Genomic DNA, 3,124 nt, shown 5'->3' with positions numbered 1-3,124 from the left:
ATTATATCCTCATCATAAAATTTTATCTCTGTTAGTGAACAATTATCTATCTGAAACTGCCAAAAATTTTTAGGGTTAATGGACAAGATAGCTGTCAGATAAACTTTAATAACTCCCCCATGAGTAACTACAAGAATTTTATCTCCTTGATTTTGTTTAATCACTTTTGTAAAAAAATTTACTATTCTTTTTTTGAAATCAATAAGTTTTTCCCCAGCAGGAGGAGAATAATGAAGAGGATCCTGCTGCCAATCAACAATCATTTTTGGAAACTGCTCTTTTATCTCTGTGAATTTCAACCCCTCCCAGTCCCCAAAACTTATTTCTCTGAGCTGTTTGTTTTCTTTAATTTTTAAATTTTTATCCTGCGAAATCATAAGAGCAGTGTTTTTTGCTCTTTTTAAATCACTACTGTAAATTTGATCGAGTTTCATATTTTGAAAAATTTCTACAGCTTTTCTGGCATCATTCTGTCCATTTTTATTTAAATCAATATCAGTCTGACCCTGAAAAATGGATTTCTGATTCCAATCTGTTTCTCCATGTCTTAATAAATAAAGCTTAGTTAACATCCAATCTCCACCTTAAAGTTCTGAATTTTGATTGTTTTTCGCTCGTGCTATTAAATACGAAATTTCTTTTTTTATTTCTTCTTTAAAAGCTAAATATTCTGTTTTTTTAAGATTGTAATTATCATTTGCTAAAATTTGGGGATTATAATTATCTATAATGTCTCTGATTTTAATCAAAAAATCAGCAGCAGCAATTTTTCTAAAAATATTTTTTCTGAGTTGATCATTTTCTATATTCTCTATAATCTTTGCTCTATTTTCGGACATGATATCTAAAAGAAGTTGATACTCAATTCCAAAATCAGATTCCATTTTTTTTCTAACATTTTTAGAAAGTGCAGGTAGACTAGAACCGGTAGAAACAGTTAAAAGTAGTTCTCCTCTGTTAACAATTGCTGGTAAAGTAAAATCAGATATTTCAGCATTATCAACGGTATTGACTAAAATATTTTTTTCTCTGGCCAAAAAAGTAATTCTTTGATTTAATTCTGAATTATTAGTTGCAGCAAAAACTAAAAAACATCCAAGCAGATCTTTATTTCTGAATTTTCTTTTTTTAAAAATATATTGTTCTGATTCTCGCTTTAAAAAAGACTTAAATTCATGATTAAATTCCGGACTAACTATTTTTATTTTTGCTTCAGTCAGCAATAGACGTCTAAATTTACGTAATGCCACTTTGCCTGCTCCTACAATTAAAACTTTTTTATCTTTCAGATTTAAATTTATCGGGTAAAATTTCACATCTCCCCTCCTTCAATTTATAATTACTCTTTTCCACCTACTGCAAAAATAGTTTTTACAGCATCTAATTGAACTTCTTTAGTTTTTTCATTCTCTACTGCTAGTTCTTTAAGACCAACTGTGGGTTGATGTAAAAACTTATTTAAAAGTCGATGACCCAGCTATTGAATAATTTCTGAAGCTTCCAGTTCTGAATTTTGCAGCAAATGCAGAGCTCTTTTAACTTCTTTTTCTTTAATACAGCGAGCATCCGCTCTCATTTCTTTAATCAGTGGAACACATCTCCGCTCAAGCAGCCAGCGCTGAAAATTATATTTTTCTTCTTGTATTATTGCTTCAGCTTTTCCAACTTCATTTTCTCTTAAATTTAAATTTTTATTAATAACATTTTTTAAATCATCAATATTATATAAATGTACTCCAGGCAGTTTTTCAACTTCTTGGTCAATATCTCTCGGCACAGCAATATCAATTAAAAACATTGGTCCATGTTTTTTTGTCACTGCCTCAAAAAGATCTTCTTGATGCAGCACAGTATGAGGAGCAGCTGTAGAAGCAATAATAATATCAACCTCTTCCACTCTCTCCTTAAACTTTTCCCAACGAATAACTTCTCCCTCATATTTATCTGCTAGCTTTTGACCATTACAGTATGTACGATTTGCTACTAGAATTCCTTTAACACCATAATTTAATAAATTTTTGAGTGTAAGCTCTACTGTTTTACCAGCACCAAGAATCATAACTTTTTCGCCATCAAGATTCCCAAATATATCTCTAGCCAACTCCACAGCTGCATAACTAACCGATACCGCCCGTTCATTAATTTTAGTCTTAGTTCTTACTAATTTGCCAACTTTAATGGCTTCCAGACATAACTGATTTAAATAGGAGTCTGTAAAATTTTCTTCTTTATATTCTTGAAACTGTTTTTTAATCTGAGCTAATATCTGATCTTCTCCTTTAACCAACGAATCAAGACCTGAAGCTACCCGGTATAAATGTTCAACTGCCTGCAGATCATGATAATGATAAAGATAATCATTCAAATCATTTCTTTCATATTTAAAATAACCTTTTAGAGTTTTTTCGAACAGTCTGAAAATATATTCTTTTAAATATTTTCTGACTTCAGCTTCTTTTTCAGAATAAAGATAGATCTCAAAACGATTACAAGTACTTAAAATAAAGAATTCTGCAAAAGTATTTTTAACCTGAATTATTCATAGCAATTACGAAATATAATTTTCTTTTGGCTTAACTCTAAAATTATCTGATTTAGAAATTTAAAAGAAATTTTTTGAGTTAAATCTATAAAAAAGTACTGTTTTTGTTATTATGGTAAAAATTGTTATTAAAATTGGGCATAGATTCCCCTGTGACTTTTGTTTCTCATTTTTTAAGCTTTACTATCATTTTAGAATTCAGTTTCAGTTATATTCCAGACTCTGTATATTATCCAGTACTTTAAAAAACAATTCTTTATTGGGACAGCCTTCTGCCAGTTTGTAATAAATATATCTGCCTGTTTTTACTATTCTGGCTGCTATTTTAATTAATTTTGTTCTGATAGTTTCTATCCTATCTGAACGTCTGTATTTTGGAAAACAGAGGCGTCGCAGCCAGTTGTTTAGATTATAGGCCAGCATCATCTGCTGTAATTTATTAGCGTTTGCCAGATATTCACTGCTGCTCATTTTACCAAAGGAAAAACCTCTTTTTCCTTCTTTGATAAAGTTTTCCATGGTGCCCCGCTGACAGTAAAACTTAACTATTTCTTCAGGTGTACGGTCTTTTATATCTGTAAC

General features: G+C 30.4%; 3 protein-coding genes and 1 pseudogene. All 4 read right to left on the bottom strand.

Going from position 1 to position 3,124, the window contains the following annotated elements; genetic code table 11:
* A partial coding sequence (cobC, locus tag CI949_RS19250; protein WP_290769412.1) for an alpha-ribazole phosphatase occupies positions 1–572 on the bottom strand: 572 nt, incomplete at its 3' end.
* Between the two features lie 12 nt (positions 573–584).
* On the bottom strand, positions 585–1,316 hold the full coding sequence (locus CI949_RS19245; RefSeq protein ID WP_290769410.1) for a bifunctional precorrin-2 dehydrogenase/sirohydrochlorin ferrochelatase: 732 nt from the start codon (positions 1,314–1,316) through the stop codon (positions 585–587).
* Between the two features lie 23 nt (positions 1,317–1,339).
* Positions 1,340–2,536, bottom strand: a pseudogene (hemA, locus tag CI949_RS19240) (glutamyl-tRNA reductase).
* A 210-nt stretch (positions 2,537–2,746) separates the two neighbouring features.
* On the bottom strand, positions 2,747–3,124 hold a 378-nt coding region (locus CI949_RS19235; protein ID WP_290769407.1), incomplete at its 5' end, for a transposase.

The sequence above is a fragment of the Halanaerobium sp. genome (assembly GCF_003070835.1).
This window is presented reverse-complemented; position numbering and strand designations above follow the sequence as displayed.